The organism is Ruegeria sp. YTSC230 (assembly GCF_059609665.1).
Genome location: NZ_JBXWMC010000008.1, coordinates 109,586 through 128,994, shown reverse-complemented (window position 1 = coordinate 128,994; position 19,409 = coordinate 109,586). Strand labels below are relative to the sequence as shown.

Genomic DNA, 19,409 nt, shown 5'->3' with positions numbered 1-19,409 from the left:
GACAGCCTGATGCCGCAGATGCATAGTGCCGTCAAATTCCGGAGGAGTAGAGACATGAAAGACATCGTGATTCTTGATGGTGCCCGCACCGCGATTGGTACTTTTGGCGGGGCGCTGGCATCAACCGCGCCGATTGATCTTGCGACCGTGGTGACGGAAGCGGCGATGGAACGTTCAGGGGTCGAACCGACCCAGATCGGCAGCGTTGTTTTTGGCCACGTGATCAACACCGAGCCACGCGATATGTACCTGTCGCGCGCCGCCGCAAAACAAGCGGGCATTCCGAACGAAACACCTGCGATGAATGTGAACCGCCTGTGCGGGTCGGGAGCGCAGGCGATTGTGTCCGCTGTGCAGTCTCTGATGTTGGGTGATGCAGAATTTGCCGTGGCCGGAGGTGCCGAAAGCATGTCGCGCAGCCCCTACATCGTTCCTCAGGCGCGCTGGGGTGCGAAGATGGGGGATGTTAATTCGCTCGATATGATGCTGGGTGCCCTGAATTGTCCCTTTGGCACCGGTCATATGGGTGTGACAGCCGAGAACGTGGCGGATGAACATCAGATCACGCGTGAGCAAATGGACGAATTTGCGCTGACCAGCCAGGCGCGAGCTGCTGCTGCGATTGGGGCTGGCTATTTTGAAAGCCAGATCGCGCCGGTTCAGGTCAAAGTCAAACGCGACATGGTCGATTTCACGGTCGACGAACACCCCAAGCAGACCTCGGCCGAGGCGCTGGCAGGTCTGCGCCCGGCGTTCAAGAAGGACGGTCGGGTGACTGCTGGTAACGCATCAGGGATCAACGACGGTGCAGCCGCGATGGTTCTGGCAACGACAGAAGCTGCCGAAAAGGCTGGCTTGAAACCCAAGGCGCGCATTCTGGGATACGGCCACGCTGGTGTCCGTCCGGAGGTCATGGGAATCGGACCGGTTCCGGCTGTACAGAACCTATTGGCGCGTACGGGCCTGTCGATCGAGGATTTCGATGTGATCGAAAGCAACGAGGCCTTCGCGTCGCAAGCCTTGGCCGTAAACAAAGAACTGGGGCTGGATGCCGCCAAGGTGAATCCGAACGGGGGGGCAATTGCTTTGGGGCACCCGGTGGGCGCTACAGGCGCGATTATCACCCTTAAGGCGTTGTATGAGCTGGAACGCATCGGCGGGTCCAAGGGCCTGGTCACGATGTGCATTGGTGGCGGACAGGGTATCGCCATTGCCTTCGAGCGGATCTGATCCGGATCGGGCAGAGGGGGGGCTGTCTGCCCCCCATCGCGCTTGCGCGTTTCCCCCCGAGGATGTTTTGGCCAGATGAAGCTGGCGGATTTGCCTTAGGTGAAGGCTGTTAGGAGCAGGACAATTGCGGCGCCAGCTGCGGCGCCGATGGTTGCCGGAAGAATGGCCGCCGACAGCCCTTTGTTCTGGGCGTCGTCCTTATGCGTCTGCGCGATCAGCGCATTTTCCACCAAAGCAGGCAGGCGCGGGCCAAAGCGGGCCAGCACCATGGCGGTTTTGCCAAAATCCCGTAGTGCTGCGCGGGGGCCGATGGATTGCTTGATGTAATCTTCGACAACCGGGCGGGCGACTTCCCAGATGTTGATGCGCGAGTCCAGTGACCGCGCCACGCCTTCGACGACCACCATTGTCCGTTGCAGCAGGATCAGTTCCGTGCGGGTTTCCATGCCGAACCGTTCTGTCACCTCGAACAGGTAATTCAGTAGGCGTCCCATCGAAATATGAGTGGCATCCATGCCAAAGATAGGCTCTCCGACCGCGCGCAGGGCGCGGGCAAACTCATCGACGTCCCTGTCGGCAGGGACATAGCCAGCTTCGAAATGCACTTCGGCCACGCGTTTGTAGTCGCGGCGAATAAAGCCAAAGAGGATCTCGGCATAAACCCGGCGGGTATATTCGTCGATATGACCCATGATGCCATAGTCGTAGGCAATGATGTCCCCATTGGCCGCGACCTTCAGGTTGCCCTGATGCATGTCAGCGTGGAAAAAACCGTCTCGAAGTGCGTGCAGCAGGAACAGGCGCAGCACGCGTTCTGCCAGATCGCCACGGTCGTGCCCGGCGGCGTCCAGCGCGGCATTGTCGCCCAGTGGAACTCCGTCGGCCCAGCTGAGCGTCATCACGCGGCGGGCTGACAGGGACCAGACGACAGGGGGCAGCCAGAAACCTGCGTCGTTCTTGGTGTTGGCCGCATATTCCGACGCGGCAGCGCTTTCCAGCCGCAGGTCGAGCTCGCCGCGTACGACGCCGTCGAAATGTTCGATCACCTCCATCGGGCGCAGGCGGCGCGCACCGGGGGCGAATAGCTGCACGATGCGTGCGGCGAAATAAAATGCGTCTACATCCTTGCGGAAGGCGCGTTCAATGTTTGGGCGCAGAACTTTGACCGCTACGTCTTCGCCGGTGCTGACCAGCTTGGCCTTGTGGACCTGAGCAATGGATGCAGCAGCGATGGGTTCGCTGAATTCGCTGAAGATTTCAGAAACTGGCTGACCCAGTTCTTTTTCCACTTCGGCCATAGCTTCGGAGCGGGAAAACGGGGGAAGCTTGTCCTGCAGCACGCGCAATTGTTCGGCCAACTCATCCCCGACCACATCGGGACGGGTCGACAATACCTGACCAAACTTGATGTATGCCGGTCCAAGCGCCGTCAGCGCCCTTGTGGCGGGGGGCATGTCAGGATCGCCTTTGTAACCCAGCCATTGGAACGGTTTTCCCAAAGCATGCGCCAGAAACCGCAGTGCGCGCGGAGCCTCGAACGCGTCCAGCACAACGTTCATGGCGCCTGTGCGCTCAAGAGTGGCGCCTGTGCGGATCAGGCGAATGATGTTGTGTGGTCCGCGCATCAGATTTTCCAGCCGGAATGCAGCGCGGCGATGCCCATGCTCAGGTTTCGGTACTTGGCATTTTCAAACCCGGCCGCGCGGACCATGCCCAGAAACGTTTCCTGATCCGGGAAATTGCGGATCGATTCGACCAAGTATTGATAGCTGTCGTAGTCATTGGCGATGAGTTTCCCCATACGCGGGATGACGTTGAAGCTGTAAAGATCGTATAGCTTTTGCAGCCCGTCATTAGGCAATTGGCTGAATTCCAGCACCATCAGGCGGCCGCCGGGTTTCAACACACGGAATGCTTCGTTCAGGGCCTCTTGCGGGCGGGTCACGTTCCGGATGCCAAACGAGATGGTGTAGACGTCGAATGTGTTGTCGTCGAAGGGCAGAGCCATCGCGTCGCCGACCACCCAGTTCAGGCTGTCGGCCATCTGGTCGGCCTCGGCGCGCTGTCGGCCTTCGACCAGCATCGGTTCGGTCAGGTCCAGCACGGTAGCATGGCCATAGCCCGCGCGTTTCAAAAAGCGGAACGAGATATCTCCGGTGCCACCTGCGACATCCAGCAGGCGCTGGCCTGGGCGCGGCGCAAGCCAGTCCATCATCGCGTCTTTCCAGACCCGGTGAATGCCCATCGACATGACATCGTTCATCACGTCATATTTCGAGGCGACCGAGTTAAACACGCCCTGTACACGCCCGGCCTTTTCAGCCTCACGTACGGTTTCGAACCCAAAATGAGTGGTCTTGTCGCTGTTGTCGGACATTAGCCTTGCCGTTTTTCGAATTTCGCCTCTGTTATAGGGCTCTGGAACCGGGGCACAATGCGGCCCTTTGGAATAGGAGCCGTGTAATGCCGGAATTGCCCGAGGTCGAGACAGTAAGACGCGGCCTGAGCCCAGCGATGGAAGGCGTGGTGATCGACCGGGCAGATGTGAATCGCCCCGATCTGCGCTGGCCTTTCCCTGAACGGATGGCCGAGCGGTTGACCGGGCAGACGGTTCTACAATTGCGTCGTCGGTCAAAGTACATTCTTGCCGATCTCAGCAGTGGTGAAACCTTGTTGATCCATTTGGGCATGTCAGGCCGGATGACCGTATCCGGCGATCCGCTTGGGCAATTCGTGCATGAACATCCGATAACCCAAAAACATGACCATGTGGTCTTTCACATGGCCAATGGCGCACGTGTCACGTTCAACGATCCGCGCCGGTTTGGTGCGATGGACCTGTTGCAGACAGCAACTGCGGACGATCACAAGCTGCTGTCTGTCCTCGGGCCTGAACCTTTGGGTAATGATTTTCACGAACAACATCTGATAGATGCGTTTCGGGGAAAGAACGCTCCGATCAAATCAGCGCTGCTGGATCAGGGAATCGTCGCCGGCCTGGGCAATATCTACGTGTGCGAGGCGCTATTTCGAGCCGGAGTGTCGCCACGTCGCAAAGCCGGCCAAATTTCTGCGACCCGAGTCGCAGCACTTGTTCCGATCATCAGGAAGGTATTGCTGGACGCTATCGAAGCAGGTGGATCTTCCCTACGCGATTTCCGTCAAGCCGATGGAGAACTTGGATATTTTCAGCACAGCTTTGACGTTTATGGCCGTGAGGGAGAACCCTGCAGGACTGACGGTTGTGGGGCTCCAATCAAAAGAATCACCCAGTCCGGTCGCTCATCCTTCTACTGTGCGCAATGCCAAAGATAGCTTGATCCAGCGAATGCGCGTGGTAAGGAATCGTACCTGAACGGAACAACCGGAAGCTTTCACCTCATGGCTTTTGAGACGATCATCGTCGAAATCGAAGACCACGTCGCCCTTATCAAGCTCGACAGGCCCGATGCGCTGAACGCGCTGAACTCACAACTGGCGCAGGAATTGTGCTCGGCATTGGAAGATGCGGATAGCAACGACAAAGTGCGCTGCATCGTCATCACCGGGTCGGACAAGGCGTTCGCTGCGGGCGCGGACATCAAGGAAATGTCCGAGATGAGCTTTGTGGACGTTTACAGCTCGAACCTGTTTGGTGCTCTGAACGACCGCGTGTGCGCGATCCGCAAGCCCATCATCGCTGCCGTAGCCGGATATGCGTTGGGCGGAGGGTGCGAACTTGCGATGTTGTGCGATTTCATCATCGCAGCGGACACTGCCAAATTTGGCCAACCTGAGATCAATCTTGGCGTCATTGCCGGGCTTGGGGGCAGCCAGCGTCTGACGCGGTTTGTTGGCAAGTCCAAATCCATGGACATGAACCTGACCGGCCGTTTCATGGACGCAGAAGAAGCTGAACGCGCTGGCCTTGTCAGCCGCGTCGTTCCCGCCAAGAAGCTGACGGATGAGGCGATGGGCGCAGCCCAGAAGATTGCCGAAAAATCCCAACTGTCCGCTATGGCAGCCAAGGAGTCGGTAAACCGCAGCTATGAGCTGCCGCTGAGCGAAGGCATGCTGTTCGAACGCCGCGTGTTCCATTCAATGTTCGCGACCGAGGATCAAAAAGAAGGTATGGCCGCGTTCCTGGAAAAACGCGCCGCGCAATTCCGCGACAAATAAGCGGTTCCCTGATCAAATCGAAACCGGCGGGCCTTTGCCCGCCTTTTTCATACCAGCTATGCGCATCAAAAGAATCGCCTTGGCAAACCCGGCCAACTTGGGTAGTAACCGCCACCATACATGCGCGTGCGGCCCGCTTGGCCCGACTCACACTCGTGATTTCTGATCTGGTGCGGATATTCCGTGGCGCGCAACCCTAGACAACGTACCGAACCAAAGGTCAGAGACACACATGGCTAATTCGCCCCAAGCAAAAAAACGCGCTCGTCAGAACGAGAGCCGTTTCGCAATCAACAAAGCACGTCGTTCGCGCATCCGTACCTACCTGCGTAAGGTAGAAGAAGCGATCGCATCCGGCGACAAGGACGCTGCAACCGCAGCACTGCGCGCAGCTCAGCCTGAACTGATGCGCGGCGTCACAAAAGGCGTTTTCCACAAGAACACAGCGTCGCGTAAAATGTCGCGTCTGTCGGCTCGTGTAAAAGCGCTGGGCTAAGGCCCGGGTTGACCTAGGGTCAACCAAACAAGGTGAAATGGTAGAAAATGCGCCGCGTCCTGCGGCGCTTTTTTTTTGCTGTTGCCGGAAAGCCGCGCCTTCACAAAACCGAGAGATTCTTTCGGTGAAAGATACGAGTCAATATCAGAGTTTCGTTGCCGGATGCCTTGGCCTCTTGCTACCACTGTTACAGCGATTCACTCGCTTGGGGGGACAGGCTGTTCCAACGACTAAACTGACGGGCATCAGGACGGTCAGGAACGAATGTTGGCAACTGGTTTGCTAATCTGCTGCGGTCCTTGGGTCACCAGGGAACCAAGCCCTGTCGAATTTGAGATTGCGTTGCGCAACCCTGTTTTCAGGGCGTTCCGGGTATGGAGCGCCGGCAAGTAGGGATGTGCGGACTTTCTAAAACACACCCGCCAAACTTCTGCGGTTTGGCGTCGTGTATCCCTTTGCGTGTGAAAGCATAATCCGGGCAACCGGAAAATAGCAATAAGGCCGACAGGCCAATAAAGAATGGGATGCGTGAGGCGCTTAATGACACAAGAGAAATGGGGACTACTACGTAACAAGTTGCTCAAGGCTATCGGAAAAAACAACTACACGACCTGGATTGAACCTCTTGAATTCCAAGAGTTGCAGGACGGCGTAGCGGTGTTTTCCGTGCCGACTAATTTCATGGGCAACTATGTCAGTCAGAACTTTGCGGATCTCATACTGTATGAGATGAACACCGCAGGGGAAACGGTTCAACGACTGGCCTTTCGCGTCGCTGCTAACTCACCGGCGCGCCCTAAAGTAGACACCGAATCCGAGCCGACTGTTGTGCGGGATGCACCTGTTGCGCCGCAGATGGAAGCCGCGAATGGCGCGTTTGAATCCTTGCAGGCCGCGCCATTGGATTCCCGCTTTACCTTCGACAGTTTTGTTGTTGGTAAACCCAACGAATTGGCCCATGCCGCGGCGCGTCGTGTGTCTGAAGGTGGTCCTGTGACCTTCAACCCGTTGGTTCTTTACGGTGGCGTTGGTCTGGGTAAGACGCACCTGATGCATGCCATCGCATGGGAGCTGAAAACAAAACACCCCGAGTTGAACGTGCTATATTTGTCGGCGGAACAGTTCATGTACCGTTTCGTGCAGGCCCTTCGCGAGCGCCGGATGATGGACTTCAAACATTTGTTCCGGTCGGTTGACGTGTTGATGGTGGACGATGTGCAGTTCATCGCGGGCAAAGATTCGACGCAGGAAGAGTTCTTCCACACATTCAATGCACTGGTGGACCAGAACAAGCAGATCATCATCTCGGCCGACCGCGCCCCGGGTGAGATCAAGGACCTAGAGGATCGGGTGAAATCGCGTCTGCAATGTGGTCTGGTGGTCGATTTGCACCCAACCGACTATGAACTGCGCCTGGGCATCCTGCAAAACAAGGTGCAGCAGTACAGCAGCACATATCCCGACCTGACAATTGCCGATGGTGTCCTGGAATTCTTGGCGCACCGGATCTCGACCAATGTTCGCGTGCTGGAAGGTGCTCTGACCCGTCTGTTCGCTTTTGCCTCGTTGGTGGGGCGCGAGATCGACATGGAGCTGACGCAGGACTGTCTGGCCGATGTGCTGCGCGCATCCGAGCGCAAGATCACTGTCGAAGAGATTCAGCGCAAGGTTTCGGACTATTACAACATCCGCCTGTCCGACATCATTGGACCTAAACGCCTGCGGTCTTATGCCCGCCCGCGTCAGGTTGCGATGTATCTGTGCAAGCGACTAACCAGCCGGTCCCTGCCGGAAATCGGGCGCCGGTTCGGAGGACGTGACCACACGACTGTCATGCACGGCGTAAAACGCATCGAAGAGCTGAAAACCACGGACGGCCAGATTGCCGAAGATGTGGAAATGCTGCGGCGCGCGCTGGAAGCCTGAGCTCCTACTCATATCACTTGAGAAACGCCCCGGACCCTCACGCCCGGGGCGTTTTCTTGTGCGCTATTTTCCACGGTTGGAAATGAACTGTGCTTGCAGGGCCACGCGGCCCTTGACGCTTTGGGCAATCCGACCGAGAAATCCATAAAAAATCCTTGTGCCTCAGGGCGGAACCGCTAACGTGCCAGTCCCGCCCATTTCGGCACGCAAGTCAGAGGAATTAAGGGTATGAAGATCAGCATCGAACGCGGCACCCTTCTCAAGGCCGTTTCCCAGGCCCAATCTGTTGTCGAACGTCGCAACACCATTCCCATACTTGCCAACGTTTTGATCGAAGCCGAGGGCGATCAAGCCATGTTCCGGGCGACCGACTTGGATATCGAAGTTGTCGACAAAGCGCCCGCACAGGTCGAAAAGGCCGGGGCCACAACGGTGGCCGCAACGACGTTGCATGAGATCGTGCGCAAGCTTCCGGATGGAGCGTTGGTGACACTGACCGCCGACAGCGCCGCAGGGCGTCTGACGGTTGAAGCAGGCCGGTCGAATTTCTCATTGGCGACGCTGCCAAAGGAAGACTTCCCTGTGATGGCGTCTTCGGAATACCAATCGAACTTTACTGCCTCGGCAGCCCTGCTGCGCCGGTTGTTCGACAAGTCGAAATTCGCCATCTCGACCGAAGAGACGCGTTACTATCTGAACGGCGTCTATATGCATGTGGCCGACGGGTCCGAAGGCGGCAAGGTGCTGCGCTGTGTGGCCACCGATGGCCACCGACTGGCACGCATCGACGCGGATCTGCCCGATGGCGCTGCAGACATGCCCGGTGTGATCGTACCGCGCAAAACCGTAGGCGAACTACGCAAGCTGCTGGACGACGATGAGATGGATATCGCCGTGTCGGTCAGTGAAACGAAAGTGCGCTTTGCAACCCCGGACATCACGCTGACCTCAAAAGTGATCGACGGGACGTTCCCGGATTACACACGTGTGATTCCTCAGGGCAATACGCGCCAGCTGGAAGTCGATGCGGCCGAGTTCGCAAAGGCCGTGGACCGGGTTGCAACTGTATCCTCTGAACGTTCTCGTGCGGTAAAGCTGCAGCTGGATACCGATAAACTGGTACTTTCCGTCAACGCCCCGGATAGCGGCGCGGCCGAGGAAGAACTGGCCGTGGCCTATGGCGACGAGCGGCTGGAGATCGGATTCAACGCCAAGTACCTGCTGGAAATCGCCTCTCAGGTGGATCGTGAGAACGCTGTGTTCCTGTTCAATTCAGCAGCTGATCCGACCCTGATGCGCGAAGGCAATGATCTGAGCGCGGTATACGTCGTCATGCCGATGCGCGTCTGATCGCACGGACGTGCGATGCCTCCGGCAGGAGTATTTTTGAAAAGATGAAGGGAGGGGTCATGGGTTTGGCCCTGACCGAGCTTACCGTCTCGCATTTTCGGTCCCACAAGCTGGCGCGACTATCTTTGGATGGTCGACCTGTTGCGATTCACGGACCGAACGGGGCGGGCAAGACCAACATCCTGGAAGCGGTGTCCCTGTTTTCTCCCGGTCGCGGAATGCGGCGGGCCAGCGCGGCCGAGATGACCCGACGCCCCGAGGCGCTAGGTTGGAAACTGTCCGGGTTGCTGCGGGCGCAGGGGCGACAATACGAGATAGAAACCTGGTCCGAGGGCGGTGTCGCGCGGCAGGTTCGCATTGATGGCAAGGCGTCCAGCCAGATTGATCTGGGCAAACTGGCGCGGATTGTCTGGCTGATCCCGTCGATGGACCGGATTTGGATCGAGGGGGCCGAAGGACGCCGGCGTTTTCTGGACCGCATCGCGCTGAGTTTCGATCCGGCCCATGCTGAGGCATCTTTGATTTACGAAAAATCCATGCGCGAACGGAACCGTCTGCTGAAAGAGCAGGTACGCGATGCGCATTGGTATGCAGCACTTGAAGCGCAGATGGCGGAGACGGGGTATCGTATTCACGCGGCGCGGCTTTCGGCGCTGGATCATCTGCGCGCGGCGCAGGATCAGGCGGAAACTGCGTTTCCATCTGCGGAATTGGAGCTGGTACAGACCGAAGGTGCGATGCCGGAAACGGAAGCGGATCTGCGCGAAGCGCTAAGTGAAAGCCGGTTCCGGGATCTGGCGGCTGGACGTACGCTGGTGGGGCCGCATCGGTCGGACGTGTACGGGGTGTTCGCTGCCAAGGGCGTACCGGCCAAAGATTGCTCGACCGGTGAGCAGAAGGCTTTATTGGTCTCATTGATCCTGTCGAACGCACGAGCCTTGGCGAGTATGATCAGCGCGCCCCCGATCGTGTTGTTGGACGAGGTGGCGGCGCATCTGGACGCGGATCGGCGCGCGGCGCTGTATGATGAGATTTGTGCGCTGGGTGCTCAGGCCTGGATGACGGGCACCGGGCCTGAGCTGTTTGCGGAACTGGGCGACCGAGCCCAATCATTGATCGTGAGTGATGGCTTTGAGGGCTCGGTCGTGTCCGCTTAGGCCGGCTCGCCGACCTTACGTTCCCACAGGAAGCCGCGCATGACTTCGTCGACCGGGGTTTTTGCCATGTGGTTCACGTAGTTCGACATGGTTTTTTGCGCGAGGCCCAGCACCACATCCAACACAGCGCGGTGAGAGTAGCCCGCATCAAAGAATACCTGCAGCTGTGCTTCGGTCGGGTTGCCGCGGGTTTCCATCATTTGCAGGGTGAAGGTGCGCAGTGCTTCAAGCTTGGCCGAAGGTAGCGGGGTTTCATTGCGCAGGGCTTCGGTGATTTCGTCGGAAACCTTCATCATCTTGGCGATGCCGGTATGAGCGGGCACGCAATAGTGGCATTCGTTTTCCACATTGATGGTCTGCCAGACGACGGTTTTCTCATCATTGTCGAAATCGGTCTGCATGAACAGGCCATGCAGCACCTGATAGCCTTCCAGATGCTGGGGGCTTTCGGCCATGACCTTGTGCAGGCCGGGCAGGCGGCCAAAAGCGGCTTGCGATTTTTCCAGAAGCGGTTTGGACCCTTCGGGGGCGGATTCGAGATCATGTGACGGGAAATTGGCCATGTTGGAACTCCTTTTCTGGCGGGGTAAGGCAGAAATAGTCTTTCTTGAGTGATCACTCAAGTATATATTTGAGCAATCGTTCAAGAATTGGTGAAGGTTATGCCACGCAAACCCGAATATGACCGAGATGACCTGATTGCCCGAGCCAGGGATATCTTTTGGCGTCAGGGTTGGGCTGGCACATCCCTGAAAGACCTTGAGAGCGAGTTGAAGTTGAAACCCGGCAGTTTCTATGCGGCATTTGGGTCCAAGGATGCGCTTTACGGGCTGGCGTTGGACCGCTACGCGCAAGAGGGTGTCGCGCGGCTGAGGGCATTGGTTGACCGGGTAGGTCCGCTCGAGGCTTTAAAGGCGCAGCCGCGTTTGGTTATCGAGTCAAGCGGAGCGCCAGCGAAGGCTTGTATGTTGGCCAAGACCTACGCAGAATTGCAGGCCAAGGATCACGAGCTCGCCGGTCGGGCGGGTGTTCTCATGTCCGAGATGAAGGCCTGCTTTGCAGAGCTGTTCCGTCAGGCGCAAGAGGCCGGGGATATCGCCCTAAGCCACGATCCGAACCGGCTGGCGACGCGTTATCAATCTGACCTTTTGGGGCTGCGTTTGTCGGCCGAGCGCAGTGATGTCGACGCCCATGAAATCGCAGCGGATATAGCGGCCGATATCGACCGTTTGTAGGGATTCGGCAGTCAGCTGCCGAAAGAAACTAAATCACGCAAGACCGACACAAAATGTTGGGGTAGCGCGTGACAATCCCCCCCAGAAAACGTATAAGTTACCAAAATAATATAGGTACTGACGGCATGTCCGAAGACGCACAGGCACCCCAGGAATACGGTGCAGATTCCATCAAAGTTCTCAAAGGGTTAGAGGCAGTTCGAAAGCGCCCCGGCATGTATATCGGGGATACGGACGATGGCTCGGGTCTGCACCATATGGTGTATGAGGTCGTTGACAATGGGATTGACGAAGCGCTGGCCGGTCACGCGGACCATGTAACCGTCAAAATCCACGCGGATTCCAGCGTTTCTGTCAGCGACAATGGCCGCGGAATTCCCGTCGATATTCACCCCGAAGAAGGTGTGTCCGCAGCAGAAGTGATCATGACCCAGCTGCATGCTGGCGGCAAGTTCGACAGCAATTCCTACAAGGTGTCCGGCGGTCTGCATGGCGTGGGCGTTTCGGTGGTGAACGCACTGTCCAACTGGCTGGAATTGCGTGTCTGGCGCAATGGTAAGGAGCACGTTGCGCGGTTCGAAGGTGGTGAGACGGTCGAGCATCTGAAAGTTGTCGCTGAATGCGGTGATCGGACCGGAACCGAAGTGCGGTTTCTGGCGTCGTTGGATACGTTCTCAAACCTGGAATATTCATTCGAGACACTGGAAAAGCGTCTGCGCGAACTGGCCTTCCTGAACTCGGGCGTGCGGATCATCCTGATTGATGAACGCCCGGCAGAACGGTTAGAGACCGAGTTGTTTTACGAAGGCGGCGTCAAGGAATTTGTCAAATACCTGGACCGCTCCAAAACGTCAGCGATGCCCGAACCGATCTATATCAAGGGTGAGCGCGACGATATCGGTGTCGAAATCGCCATGTGGTGGAACGACAGCTATCACGAGACAGTCCTGCCCTTCACCAACAACATCCCACAGCGCGATGGCGGAACCCATATCGCCGGTTTCCGCGGTGCGTTGACCCGTACCATCAACAATTACGCCCAGACCAGCGGGATCGCGAAAAAGGAAAAGGTCAGCTTTACCGGCGACGATGCGCGTGAGGGTCTGACCTGTGTGCTGTCGGTCAAAGTTCCCGACCCTAAATTCTCGTCCCAGACCAAGGACAAGCTGGTGTCATCAGAAGTGCGCCCTGCGGTCGAAGGTCTGATGAACGAAAAGCTGGCTGAATGGTTTGAAGAAAACCCGAACGTGGCCAAGATTATCGTTGGCAAAATTATCGAGGCCGCTTTGGCCCGTGAAGCCGCTCGCAAGGCGCGCGAGCTGACCCGTCGCAAAACGGCGATGGATGTGAATTTTCTGGCCGGTAAGCTCAAGGATTGTTCGGAAAAGGACCCGACCAAAACCGAAGTCTTCCTGGTTGAGGGTGATTCCGCGGGCGGATCAGCGCAAACGGGCCGCGACCGGCAAACTCAGGCAATTTTGCCTCTCAAGGGTAAAATCCTGAACGTTGAACGTGCACGGTTTGACCGGATGTTGTCATCTCAGGAAATCGGCAACCTCGTCATGGCGCTGGGCACCGGGATCGGGCGAGACGAGTTCAATATCGAAAAACTGCGCTATCATAAAATCGTCATTATGACCGATGCGGACGTCGACGGTGCGCATATCCGGACATTGCTGTTGACGTTCTTCTACCGGCAGATGCCCGAGCTGATTGAGGGCGGTTATCTCTACATCGCCCAACCGCCGCTTTACAAAGTGGCGCGCGGAAAATCCGAAGTGTACCTGAAAGATCAGGCCGCGATGGATGAATACCTGGTCAACCAAGGTGTCGAAGGGGCAGTTCTGAAGCTCGGTTCTGGTGAAGAGATCCTGGGTCAGGATCTGACGCGCATTGTCGACGAAGCGCGTCAGTTGAAGCGCGTCTTGGACGCCTTCCCAACCCATTATCCACGCCACATCCTGGAACAGGCCGCCGTTGCAGGTGCCTTTGTGCCGGGCGCGGTTGATGCGGATTTGCAAGGCGTTGCAGACAAAGTCGCCGCGCGTCTCGACCTGATTGCGCTGGAATACGAACGCGGTTGGCAGGGCCGGATCACACAGGATCACGGAATTCGTCTTGCCCGTATTTTGCGCGGCGTGGAAGAGGTGCGTACCTTGGACGGTCCGATGCTGCGCTCGGGCGAGGCGCGCAAGACCGGCAGCTTTACCCAAAGTCTGCAAGAGATCTACAACACCCCGGCAACGCTGGTCCGTCGCGACCGGTCGCAGGCAATTCACGGCCCGCTGGATCTGTTGCGCGCCATTCTGGAAGAAGGTGAAAAGGGCTTGTCACTGCAACGCTACAAAGGTTTGGGTGAGATGAACCCGGATCAGCTCTGGGAAACAACGCTGGACCCGGACGCACGTACGCTTTTGCAGGTGCGGGTGGACGACATGGTTGAAGCGGATGACCTATTCACCAAACTGATGGGCGACGTGGTGGAGCCTCGCCGCGAGTTTATCCAACAAAATGCTCTGAGCGTGGAGAACCTGGATTTCTAGGATTTTTGTAGGGACGCGCACAAACCTTCATGCACCCCATAAGTTTGCAAGATTTGCCCATAAGTTTGCATTGTTTCGCGATAATAGTGCAGAGAAGAGCAGGTAAATCGCCTTATGCGGGTGCTAAAGGATAGATTTCAGTTTCTCAAGGATTGAACACCTGATCGCGATGCCAGATCAGGTTTTCCTTGTGCCCAGCAGTTAGACCAGAGATCCGCTTGGAATGTCCGGACAACGAGCTCATTGCCGGCGCGGACAGTTTACTCGAAAACCAAGGTGTCCCGTCGTCCTAAAAAGTCACCAGACCCTTGTCGTGTCCGTCGTCAGGGATTTTGGGACAGATGGCCGCCTGATCTAAGAGAGGGTCTGGCTCAACTGGTTGTTGTGATTATGCGGCGGATTTGCGGTGAAGCAAGCGCCGGGTTTCGATGGTCTTTCGTTTGATCCTTTCTCGTTGTTTTAGAATGGTCTGTGCGCCATCACCAAACGCATCTCTTCGGCGTACCAGGCGTCAAATGAGCGGAGGTCATCTGGAGCTCCATGGTCCTCGATCACACCTCGAACCTTTTCTCGGAATTCCTTCCAGCTCTTTTCGACATCATCCATCAATCACATTCTCCAGAACTTGGTCTTGTTGAGATGGAAGACCCCTCTCGAGATCTGGCAAGCCGGACCAGCCTTCGGGTGTGCGTCCGAGGCTCTCCTCGACCGATTGCTTGATGTCTTTGAAATCAATTGCGTTCGTAACTTCGTCCGCCATGTCGGACACCTCCTGAGGATGGTAGGAGGCGTCGGAATCGAACCGACTCGTGCACTCTAATCTGGAGCAATTACAAGGATATAAGCCTCGCCCGCATACCAATGCTGCCTCCCACGGATTTTGCGTGGGTTATCGACCTCAGGCCGATATTCGATGGCAGTGGATGCGTGTTAACGTCATGACCGAAAGCTGAACCAGTTCGCATAACCATGTCAAGACAGAGCGTGCTGCACTTAGAAATTCACCGCGTAGTTCTGGGAACCTTCTAGCTTAGCGTGTGCCCGATACACTGATACATCTTATTTTGCGGGTCAGTACAGCGTCGAGTAGCTCTCAGACAGCGAAGCGATTCGATACCCTGTGATCCGGAATCGAACTCAGAAACTCTGTCGATAGTTCGCTCTGAACCGACGCGCGTCTTTTGATATGCGTCTGATGCGCTCCGTTCTGGAGAAATACAAAAGTCTTGATCTGAACAAACCTCAGCGGCAGCATTGACCTGCATCTTTCGAAAATGGAGATCCCGGTTGCAAGACTTTGTAAGTCTCATTCCATTTAGCGTCTCGAGTAATTTGTGATGATACGTTCCTCACCTGAACTGCTGGCAGTTTCGAGGCGTTGGTATGAAATACTCAGAACCAAGAAGAATACTGACGAGTTGCAGGATTTTCTGTCGAAAGCAGATGAACTAAGGTTCGTTGGGACAGGCGAAGGTGAGTTTTGGAGCGGGCAAGCAGTTCGCGATGGGGTTAGCGGCTTTTTTGCGGAGATCCCGGCACCCGTCGTTTTCGAAGAAGTTGAAGCTGAGGCCTTCGAAAACGGAGAAACGGGATGGTCATCCTTCGTCCACAAGATTCAGTTTGTCGGCTTTGATGAACCCGTCTTCTACCGCACCGTCCTGATTTTTGTCCTGGAGGGAGCGGCATGGAAGATCATCAATCGCCACGCCTCAGTGCCAACTCCAAATATTGAACTCGTGGGTAAAGAGCAGCTGGCCATCCAAAAGCTGGTTGATGCTGCGCGCGAAGATGGACCCGAGCTGATCCAAACCGAAGGTTTGGCTTCGGTACTTTTCACTGATGTTGAGGGCAGTACAACGTTGGCGGAGGCTTTGGGCGATCAGCATTGGTCGATGCTGATCGAAAACCACTTCCAAGTCTTGGCGGCGATCATTGAAAAGTATCATGGCCAGTTCGTGAAGTCTCTTGGAGACGGAACGTTGTCCGTCTTTCCGTCCGCGAAAGAAGCACTAACAGCAGCTATCAAGATTCAGGGGGCTATTGCATCGGCATCCGTGGAGCCATCTTTCGGTGTTCGGATTGGGATTCACACTGGTGATGTCGTTCAATCTCGTGGAGATTTCTTCGGTACTGTGGTCAACAAAGCGTCACGGATAACGACCGTTGGTGCGGCAGGCGAGATACTCGTGTCAGATGCGACTCGCGCCATGGTCGGAGGACGAACCGATTTCTCATTTTCTGAAATAGAGCCGAGACTCCTGAAAGGTCTACGCGGTCACCACGTCTTATATCGGCTGGAGTGGCAAGATTGAGTATTGCGGCTGCTCTAACGCCGACAAACCACACAGATACCCAGCAGAGCAAAGTCGCAAAACGTCTTTTGCTATGCAGCACGCCTCACATCGCCAGCAATTCCCGATGAATTGCGACCATCGCCCAGGTGTCGCGCGTGCAATACGCCACAAGATCAGCATATACCTTCTCGCGCGCTGGATCATCCGGTTCCGTCAGTGTTACGTCCTTCCAAAGGCGAGACGCGCTCGCCCCCTCTTTGATGTCCAGATCATCGTATGAAAGTTCTGGCAAAAACGCTGGAAGAACGGCCTTGATAGAGGCGCTTCCCTTGAACGCGGGATCGTTGATCACTTCATCCGCAAACGGCTTCATAAGATCTACAACGCGGGCGTTTAGGCCTTTCAGGAACTCTGCATGCTCTGGATAAGTTTCCGCCATTTCCGTATTGCGCGATTTCTCGAACGGAGCATACCAAACCACTACAGAGCCAACGTTTCCTATGTCCTCACGAAGCCTTTTCAGCAAGGCTGGCATTGGGTTACTGGCGTCTCGGTGGAGATACTCCCTGTGCTCAATTTCTCCGCCAGGCTCATGCTGGATATGCAAGGAATACTGGAAAGCCACTTGCTGATAGGGACGCGTTCCGTCCCAGGGTGGCAGCAAACTCTGAGATGTCTCGTAGTCAAAATAGTGAACCGGATAGACAATCTCGCTCAGAAACCTGCTTAACTCCTGATGATCGATTGTGCGTTCACCGTTCGCCACTGTTCTCAAGTAGCGCTGTGTCGACTTGCCCAACACAGATGGATCACTGATCTCGTCAATCTTTGTGATCCCATTTGCGATGAGTTCCGAGGCTTTTTCCGCATTCATGAACGGAAGGCGGTGGATACTGTCATGCGCGAGAGGTGGGTCGAATTTTTCGCGGATCTCCAGCCATTCACCATAGGATTTAAGGCGCGCACGTTCGGGGGACGGATCAGGCATCGTACCGCTGGCAACGACGCTCAATGCCTGATCGATAAGCGTGCGTGTTTTTTCGAGCTGCTCAGTCACCGCATCCGTGATGTCAGTGATGCCGACAAGCTCTTGCGGATTAATTTCGCCGTTTCTGACGTAATCACGGTTCACATGTGCAACTTCGCAGCGCGTAATGGGGAACCCGGCCGCCTCAAGCACGACACGCTGGAATGCGAGATCAAAAGTGTGCTCGGGTTTTGCAGAAGTCCCGCTCTTGATCTCTGTCAGAACGTACCCATCATCACTGCGGCTCACGATGTCGGAGATGCAAGTTATGGTTCCATCTTCATAGCGTCCCTGCGCCACTGCGTTTGCACCGTTTCTCCAAGCCTCCAAAGTACGCGCGGGCAGAGCCTGGTATTCTGAAAAATCTGAAAAACCGAGGCGAACGAGATCACCAAAAAGCTCCTCTGCATATGGTTCAAAGGCGTGCCCCTCGTCAAAGCGTGCTTGCAACGAAGGGTCAATTGGCGGCAACAGATGCCTGGCATGCTTCTTGATCCAGAGCCAGGCAGGGTGCCTGAGAAACAACATGTAGTCTGATTTGGATAGCATCGTGTAATTTGCATTCCAGAATTGGTGAAACCAGTGGAAGACCATCATGGTCAGCTATTGAGAGTAACTTTTCTTTGGTGCAGTCGGCGTTACCACTCTACCAAAGCCTCATGTAAATCGTACCGATAGCTCGGCGTCCATCACGCCACCAAAACCAGCTGACCATTCTTCACCTGGAGACACTGGCCATGCGTCTGTCAATGTGCCAGTTGTGACTAGCTCGCCTCCCTGAAGCTGGTCGTCTTTGAAAAGCAGAGACACAAGATGAGCCAGGACTTTAATTGGGCCGCCGAGCGCGTTTTCACCCTTGCCGGCCTCGATAGCCTCGGTGCCCTTGAACAACGCTAGTGGCACTTCGGCCAAGCCGGTCAAGATATCATGCGTCGCCTCGATTTTGTCGCCAAGAACAAGGCAGCCGTGCAATCCTTGTGCTGCGATTGAGTCTTCGACCGAGAATTTCCAGTTGGGATAAATCGATTGGACGATTTCAAATCCTGGAGCGACCCACTCCACGCAACCTGCCAACTGCTCATCGTTCATTTCAGCCGTCGGTGTATGTCTAAGGCCGAGTACGATTTCTGGTTCAATCCTCGGTTCTGAATACCTTGCCAAGTTTACCGGCTGATCAGTCGAAAACAGCCCATCTGCGTGGACCTCTCCCCAAATGGGTTGATCCACACCGTAAACAGGCCAAATCGTGCGGTTCGTGAAGCCGACTTTTCTGCCAACTCTTTCTTTGTCCAGAATCTCGCGGACACGACTAGCAATCGAATAAGCGTCATCCAGCGATAGCTGTCCTGCCTCTGAAGACAGTTTAGGTATCTGCTGGGCAGAGGTCAGGGCATCAGCAATTGTCTGAGCGTTAGATTCAATATCTCTTGTCATATTCGCATTATACGCTCCGACGGCTGGATTGCGATGCAAGCGAGGTTTTGAAGGGCCATCGTCGGAAACTCAAAGGCTTGCAATGAAAGTGTGGATATGCCTCATTAACCTTCTGAGAGATGACACCTTCGGTTGATGTCTATTCTTCAACTTAACCTTGGTTGGAAACCAGCTTCCCACTCGGAAGAATTCCTCTAAGGCTTCAAGATGTGCCTGGCGCTACTGCCGCTTTCGTTTGACCGAGATAATGCATCCGGAATGCTTCGGGTGCCGTGCTGGTACATCACGAGCCATCGCATCCACATTTCCAAGGTGTCGTAGTGCCCCGCTGTTCAGCAACACGCCGCGCCCGGCATCATACCGACGTTGCCCAAATCCGCTGGCAACGCATTCCCAGTCTTCCTTGGCCGCCGCGTTGCGGAATCTCGGTAGGTCGTGCGGATCATGCCGCCCAGGTGTTGCTGCGACGTGATCGTGTTTCTTCGCATTGCTTTGGTGGGTTATATGGTGGGTCACTTGAGTTGTTCCAGGTCGCTGGACAGTACCGGTCGTCGGCCTC

Annotated in this window: 18 protein-coding genes and 1 tRNA gene; 10 read left to right on the top strand and 9 right to left on the bottom strand. The window is 56.0% G+C overall.

From position 1 onward, the window contains the following. Positions 1-54: 54 nt before the first annotated feature. Entirely contained in the window at positions 55-1,230 is a 1,176-nt protein-coding gene (locus AC2FD9_RS16705; protein WP_496761421.1) for an acetyl-CoA C-acyltransferase family protein, read from the top strand. Positions 1,231-1,325: 95 nt separating this feature from the next. On the opposite strand, the gene ubiB is transcribed toward AC2FD9_RS16705, so the two are convergent. Further along, on the bottom strand, positions 1,326-2,855 hold the full coding sequence (gene ubiB, locus AC2FD9_RS16700; RefSeq protein ID WP_496837951.1) for a 2-polyprenylphenol 6-hydroxylase: 1,530 nt from the start codon (positions 2,853-2,855) through the stop codon (positions 1,326-1,328). Continuing rightward, positions 2,855-3,607, bottom strand: coding sequence for a bifunctional demethylmenaquinone methyltransferase/2-methoxy-6-polyprenyl-1,4-benzoquinol methylase UbiE (ubiE, locus tag AC2FD9_RS16695; RefSeq protein WP_058272973.1), 753 nt, complete (start codon positions 3,605-3,607; stop codon positions 2,855-2,857). The genes ubiB and ubiE overlap by 1 nt, the downstream gene beginning before the upstream one ends. 86 nt (positions 3,608-3,693) lie before the next feature. Between ubiE and mutM the strand changes: the two genes are divergently transcribed. The 6 genes from mutM (at position 3,694) to recF (ending at position 10,317) form a co-directional block, all read left to right on the top strand. Next, positions 3,694-4,545 (top strand): bifunctional DNA-formamidopyrimidine glycosylase/DNA-(apurinic or apyrimidinic site) lyase, encoded by an 852-nt coding sequence (mutM, locus tag AC2FD9_RS16690; RefSeq protein WP_496837949.1) that lies wholly within the window; start codon positions 3,694-3,696, stop codon positions 4,543-4,545. Between the two features lie 66 nt (positions 4,546-4,611). After that, a complete protein-coding gene (acuK, locus tag AC2FD9_RS16685) occupies positions 4,612-5,388 on the top strand; it encodes an acryloyl-CoA hydratase (protein WP_496837948.1) in 777 nt (258 codons plus the stop codon). Between the two features lie 232 nt (positions 5,389-5,620). Next, complete coding sequence (rpsT, locus tag AC2FD9_RS16680) at positions 5,621-5,884, top strand: 30S ribosomal protein S20 (protein ID WP_058272970.1); 264 nt, start codon at positions 5,621-5,623, stop codon at positions 5,882-5,884. 540 nt (positions 5,885-6,424) lie between these two features. Next, positions 6,425-7,810 carry a chromosomal replication initiator protein DnaA gene (gene dnaA, locus AC2FD9_RS16675; RefSeq protein ID WP_058276502.1) on the top strand — a complete coding sequence of 462 codons (1,386 nt, stop codon included), beginning with the start codon at positions 6,425-6,427 and terminating at the stop codon, positions 7,808-7,810. A 228-nt stretch (positions 7,811-8,038) separates the two neighbouring features. Continuing rightward, a complete protein-coding gene (gene dnaN, locus AC2FD9_RS16670; protein WP_058272968.1) occupies positions 8,039-9,160 on the top strand; it encodes a DNA polymerase III subunit beta in 1,122 nt (373 codons plus the stop codon). 59 nt (positions 9,161-9,219) lie between these two features. Continuing rightward, the gene (recF, locus tag AC2FD9_RS16665; RefSeq protein WP_496838060.1) at positions 9,220-10,317 is read left to right on the top strand and encodes a DNA replication/repair protein RecF; all 1,098 of its coding nucleotides are present in this window, start codon (positions 9,220-9,222) and stop codon (positions 10,315-10,317) included. Here the strand turns inward: recF and AC2FD9_RS16660 are convergent. Further along, the gene (locus tag AC2FD9_RS16660) at positions 10,314-10,880 is read right to left on the bottom strand and encodes a carboxymuconolactone decarboxylase family protein (RefSeq protein WP_496837946.1); all 567 of its coding nucleotides are present in this window, start codon (positions 10,878-10,880) and stop codon (positions 10,314-10,316) included. The genes recF and AC2FD9_RS16660 overlap by 4 nt on opposite strands. A 99-nt stretch (positions 10,881-10,979) precedes the next feature. Between AC2FD9_RS16660 and AC2FD9_RS16655 the strand changes: the two genes are divergently transcribed. After that, on the top strand, positions 10,980-11,552 hold the full coding sequence (locus AC2FD9_RS16655) for a TetR/AcrR family transcriptional regulator (RefSeq protein WP_496837944.1): 573 nt from the start codon (positions 10,980-10,982) through the stop codon (positions 11,550-11,552). Positions 11,553-11,677: 125 nt separating this feature from the next. Continuing rightward, the gene (gyrB, locus tag AC2FD9_RS16650) at positions 11,678-14,095 is read left to right on the top strand and encodes a DNA topoisomerase (ATP-hydrolyzing) subunit B (protein ID WP_058272964.1); all 2,418 of its coding nucleotides are present in this window, start codon (positions 11,678-11,680) and stop codon (positions 14,093-14,095) included. A gap of 459 nt (positions 14,096-14,554) precedes the next feature. Here the strand turns inward: gyrB and AC2FD9_RS16645 are convergent, their stop codons facing one another. From AC2FD9_RS16645 to AC2FD9_RS16635, 3 genes are all read right to left on the bottom strand, one after another. After that, positions 14,555-14,701: a hypothetical protein gene (locus AC2FD9_RS16645; protein ID WP_496837942.1), complete on the bottom strand. Its 147-nt coding sequence runs from the start codon at positions 14,699-14,701 to the stop codon at positions 14,555-14,557. Then, positions 14,694-14,855: a hypothetical protein gene (locus AC2FD9_RS16640; protein ID WP_282121533.1), complete on the bottom strand. Its 162-nt coding sequence runs from the start codon at positions 14,853-14,855 to the stop codon at positions 14,694-14,696. The genes AC2FD9_RS16645 and AC2FD9_RS16640 overlap by 8 nt, the downstream gene beginning before the upstream one ends. Positions 14,856-14,874: 19 nt before the next feature. Beyond that, positions 14,875-14,968, bottom strand: a tRNA-OTHER gene (locus AC2FD9_RS16635). 464 nt (positions 14,969-15,432) lie between these two features. Here AC2FD9_RS16635 and AC2FD9_RS16630 point away from each other — a divergent pair. Then, positions 15,433-16,407, top strand: coding sequence for an adenylate/guanylate cyclase domain-containing protein (locus AC2FD9_RS16630; protein WP_282121534.1), 975 nt, complete (start codon positions 15,433-15,435; stop codon positions 16,405-16,407). Between the two features lie 85 nt (positions 16,408-16,492). On the opposite strand, the gene AC2FD9_RS16625 is transcribed toward AC2FD9_RS16630, so the two are convergent. The 3 genes from AC2FD9_RS16625 to AC2FD9_RS16615 all read right to left on the bottom strand — a co-directional run bounded on the left by AC2FD9_RS16625 (position 16,493) and on the right by AC2FD9_RS16615 (position 19,366). Then, positions 16,493-17,665: a DUF2779 domain-containing protein gene (locus AC2FD9_RS16625; protein WP_282121535.1), complete on the bottom strand. Its 1,173-nt coding sequence runs from the start codon at positions 17,663-17,665 to the stop codon at positions 16,493-16,495. Positions 17,666-18,073: 408 nt separating this feature from the next. Then, positions 18,074-18,850, bottom strand: a complete 777-nt coding sequence (locus tag AC2FD9_RS16620) for a 2-keto-4-pentenoate hydratase (protein ID WP_271952844.1) — start codon at positions 18,848-18,850, stop codon at positions 18,074-18,076. A 219-nt stretch (positions 18,851-19,069) separates the two neighbouring features. After that, complete coding sequence (locus AC2FD9_RS16615) at positions 19,070-19,366, bottom strand: hypothetical protein (RefSeq protein ID WP_282121536.1); 297 nt, start codon at positions 19,364-19,366, stop codon at positions 19,070-19,072. Positions 19,367-19,409: the final 43 nt, after the last annotated feature.

Bases quoted from the DNA above. Each gene is read 5' to 3' on its own strand.
- dnaN (WP_058272968.1), top strand. From the start codon at position 8,039: ATGAAGATCAGCATCGAACGCGGCACCCTTCTCAAGGCCGTTTCCCAG.
- AC2FD9_RS16630 (WP_282121534.1), top strand. From the start codon at position 15,433: ATGATACGTTCCTCACCTGAACTGCTGGCAGTTTCGAGGCGTTGGTAT.
- recF (WP_496838060.1), top strand. From the start codon at position 9,220: ATGGGTTTGGCCCTGACCGAGCTTACCGTCTCGCATTTTCGGTCCCAC.
- AC2FD9_RS16655 (WP_496837944.1), top strand. From the start codon at position 10,980: ATGCCACGCAAACCCGAATATGACCGAGATGACCTGATTGCCCGAGCC.
- AC2FD9_RS16645 (WP_496837942.1), bottom strand. From the start codon at position 14,701: ATGGATGATGTCGAAAAGAGCTGGAAGGAATTCCGAGAAAAGGTTCGA.
- ubiE (WP_058272973.1), bottom strand. From the start codon at position 3,607: ATGTCCGACAACAGCGACAAGACCACTCATTTTGGGTTCGAAACCGTA.
- rpsT (WP_058272970.1), top strand. From the start codon at position 5,621: ATGGCTAATTCGCCCCAAGCAAAAAAACGCGCTCGTCAGAACGAGAGC.
- AC2FD9_RS16620 (WP_271952844.1), bottom strand. From the start codon at position 18,850: ATGACAAGAGATATTGAATCTAACGCTCAGACAATTGCTGATGCCCTG.
- ubiB (WP_496837951.1), bottom strand. From the start codon at position 2,855: ATGCGCGGACCACACAACATCATTCGCCTGATCCGCACAGGCGCCACT.
- dnaA (WP_058276502.1), top strand. From the start codon at position 6,425: ATGACACAAGAGAAATGGGGACTACTACGTAACAAGTTGCTCAAGGCT.
- mutM (WP_496837949.1), top strand. From the start codon at position 3,694: ATGCCGGAATTGCCCGAGGTCGAGACAGTAAGACGCGGCCTGAGCCCA.
- acuK (WP_496837948.1), top strand. From the start codon at position 4,612: ATGGCTTTTGAGACGATCATCGTCGAAATCGAAGACCACGTCGCCCTT.
- AC2FD9_RS16705 (WP_496761421.1), top strand. From the start codon at position 55: ATGAAAGACATCGTGATTCTTGATGGTGCCCGCACCGCGATTGGTACT.
- AC2FD9_RS16660 (WP_496837946.1), bottom strand. From the start codon at position 10,880: ATGGCCAATTTCCCGTCACATGATCTCGAATCCGCCCCCGAAGGGTCC.
- gyrB (WP_058272964.1), top strand. From the start codon at position 11,678: ATGTCCGAAGACGCACAGGCACCCCAGGAATACGGTGCAGATTCCATC.
- AC2FD9_RS16640 (WP_282121533.1), bottom strand. From the start codon at position 14,855: ATGGCGGACGAAGTTACGAACGCAATTGATTTCAAAGACATCAAGCAA.